We start from the raw sequence: 2,819 nt of genomic DNA, 5'->3' as shown, positions 1-2,819 counted from the left end.
CCAAGTACGACCCGACGTTCGACAAGGAGCTCGAGGTCTACCACGCCGACGTGACCGGTGGCTTGAGCCTGCCTGCCGGGCTCCAGGGCGAGGCCGTGCTGACCATCGGCTACCAAGGCTGTGCCGATGCGGGCTTGTGTTACCCGCCGCAGGCGCGACGCCTGCGTGTGGTGATCGATGACGCGGGCGCCATCGCCAGCATCGAGCCGATGGGCGGTTTGGCGGGCGCTGGAGCCGGTCAAGCCGGCCAAGCCGGGCAGGGCGGCGCGGTGGTCGGCGGGGCCTTGTCCCTTGGCGGCCTGGATGCCGCAGCAGGCACCGAACGCATCCGCCAGGCCCTGGACTCGGGGCAGCTCTGGACGGTGGTGGGCGTGTTCTTCCTGGCCGGCGTGCTGCTGTCGCTGACGCCTTGTGTGCTGCCCATGGTGCCCATCCTGTCGTCGATCATCGTCGGCCAGAAGGACCGCGTGACCCGGGGCCGGGGCTTTTTGCTGGCGCTGTCCTATTCGCAAGGCATGGCCCTGGTCTACACCGGCCTGGGCGTGGCCGCAGGCCTGTTGGGCCAAGGCCTGGCCGCCTACCTGCAACACCCTTGGGTGGTGCTCGCGTTCGCGGCGCTGATGGTGCTGCTGGCGCTGTCGATGTTCGGCCTGTACGAGTTGCGCCTGCCAGTGGCCGTGCAGAGCTGGTTGGGCGAGGGCAGCAACCGCCTGCCTGGCGGCAAGTTTGTCAGCGTGTTCGCCATGGGCGTGGTCTCGGCCCTGATCGTCAGCCCCTGCGTGTCGGCGCCGCTGGCCGGGGCTTTGCTCTACATCAGCCAGACCCGTGACGTGGTGCTCGGTGGCAGCGCGCTCTACGCCATGGCCTGGGGCATGAGCCTGCCGCTGCTGCTGGTGGGCGTGTCGGCAGGCAGCTTGCTGCCACGCGCTGGTGCCTGGATGACGGCGGTCAAGGCGCTGTTTGGCGTGCTGATGCTGGGCATGGCTGTGTACGTGGCCCAACCCGCCTGGCCCTACCTCAAGACCCAGGTGCTGGGGCTGGAGTCCTCGGCCTCGGCCCACCGCAGCGTGCTGCCATTCAAGCGCGTGCATTCCGTGGCCGAGCTCGACGCGGCCGTTGCCCAGGCCCGAGCCGACGGCCGCGCCGTGATGCTCGACTTCTATGCCGACTGGTGCGTCTCGTGCATCGAGATGGAGCGCGAGACCTTCACCGACGCGCTGGTGCAGTCGCGCCTCAAGGGCGTGGTGCTGCTGCAGGCCGACGTGACCCTGAACTCGGCCGACGACCGAGCTTTGATGGAGCGCTTTGGCCTGTTCGGTCCGCCCGGCATCCTGTTTTTCAACCCGCAAGGACAAGAGCAGACCGGTGCGCGCGTCATCGGCTTTCAGAACGCCCAGGACTTCCTCAAGAGCCTGCTGAAAGCGGGGCTCTGAGCCGTGCACCCGCAAGCCGATCAGCTCTGGAAAGGGCCGCGCTGGACCATGTCCGTGTTGCTGGCGGCGCTCGGCATGCTCGGGCCCTTTGCCATCGACACCTACTTGCCGGCGTTCTCCGGCATCGCCGCCGACCTGCGCGCCACGCCGATCGAGATCCAGCAGACGCTTTCGGCCTACCTGTTTGCCTTCGCCTTCATGAGCCTCTTCCACGGCTCGCTGTCGGACAGCTTTGGGCGCCGCCCGGTGGTGCTCACGGGCATCGTGGTCTTCACCATTGCCTCGGCCGGGTGCGCGCTCTCGCAGACCATCGGGCAGCTGGTGTTCTTCCGGGCGCTGCAGGGCCTGTCGACCGGGGCGGGCATCGTGGTTTCGCGCGCCGTCATCCGTGACCTCTACCCACCGGCCCAGGCCCAGCGTGTGATGTCGCAGGTGACGCTGTTTTTCGGGGTGGCACCGGCGGTGGCGCCCATCATCGGCGGCTTCCTGTTCGTGCACGCCAATTGGCACGCGGTGTTCTGGTTCCTCACGGGCGTGGGGGTGGTCCTGCTGGCGGCCAACGCCTGGTTGCTGCCCGAGACGCTGCACAGCTCTCAGCGCCAGCCTTTCGAGCTCAAGCACCTGATGCGCGGCTACTGGCAATTGGGCTCCAACCCGCGGTTCTTGCTGCTGGCGCTGGCCAGCGGCGTGCCCTTCAACGGCATGTTCCTGTACGTGCTTTCGGCGCCCACCTTCCTGGGCGAGATCCTGCACCTGGCGCCCACGCAGTTCTTCTGGTTCTTCGTTTGCACCATCGGCGGCATCATGGGCGGTGCGTGGATCAGCGGGCGCCTGGCCGGCAGCATCGAGCCGGCGCGGCAGATCCGCATCGGCTTCACCGTGATGCTGGTGATCTCGCTTCTCAACTTGCTGGCCAACGTGTTCTTCACCGCGCACGTGAGCTGGGCACTCTTTCCCATCGGGCTTTACGCCCTGGGCTGGGCCATGATGACCCCGGTCGTCACGCTCATGGTGCTGGACATCGACCCGGCGCGCCGGGGCATGGCCGCATCCATGCAGGCTTTCGTGGGCAGCGCCTCCAACGGTGTCGTTGCGGGTGTGCTGGCGCCGATGGTGATGCACGGTGCGGTGAGCCTGGCGGTGGCCTCGCTGTTGCTGATGCTGGTGGGCCTGTTCGCCTGGGCCTGGCTGCAGCGGCGATAATGGCGCCGTGAAGTCAGCCAGACCGCCGCTGGTGCAAGGCCCGAAAGGGCGCACTGGAGGAAGGTCCGGACTGCACAGGACGGCGCAGGAGGTAACACCTCTCCACCGCGAGGTGAGGATCAGAGCAACAGAGACGAGTTCGGCCGGGTCCGGTCGGGGTGCTCAGCGAAGCGTCGGCGCACT

Annotated in this window: 2 protein-coding genes and 1 other RNA gene (1 of these 3 cut by a window edge); all 3 read left to right on the top strand. The window is 67.7% G+C overall.

The genetic code is table 11. The features are described 5' to 3' along the window. Nucleotides 1-1,433: protein-disulfide reductase DsbD (gene dsbD, locus B2W70_RS14475; protein WP_286746722.1), on the top strand; the 1,433-nt coding region annotated here is incomplete at its 5' end. A gap of 3 nt (nt 1,434-1,436) precedes the next feature. Next, nucleotides 1,437-2,636: a multidrug effflux MFS transporter gene (locus B2W70_RS14470; protein WP_286746719.1), complete on the top strand. Its 1,200-nt coding sequence runs from the start codon at nt 1,437-1,439 to the stop codon at nt 2,634-2,636. A 9-nt stretch (nt 2,637-2,645) separates the two neighbouring features. After that, nucleotides 2,646-2,819, top strand: an RNA gene (gene rnpB, locus B2W70_RS14465) — RNase P RNA component class A; it runs 351 nt beyond the window's last position.

The organism is Aquabacterium sp. UBA2148 (assembly GCF_002328915.1).
Lineage (GTDB): Bacteria > Pseudomonadota > Gammaproteobacteria > Burkholderiales > Burkholderiaceae_C > Aquabacterium > Aquabacterium parvum.
Note: the sequence above shows the minus strand (reverse complement) of the source record. Positions and strands in the feature narration are given on the sequence as shown.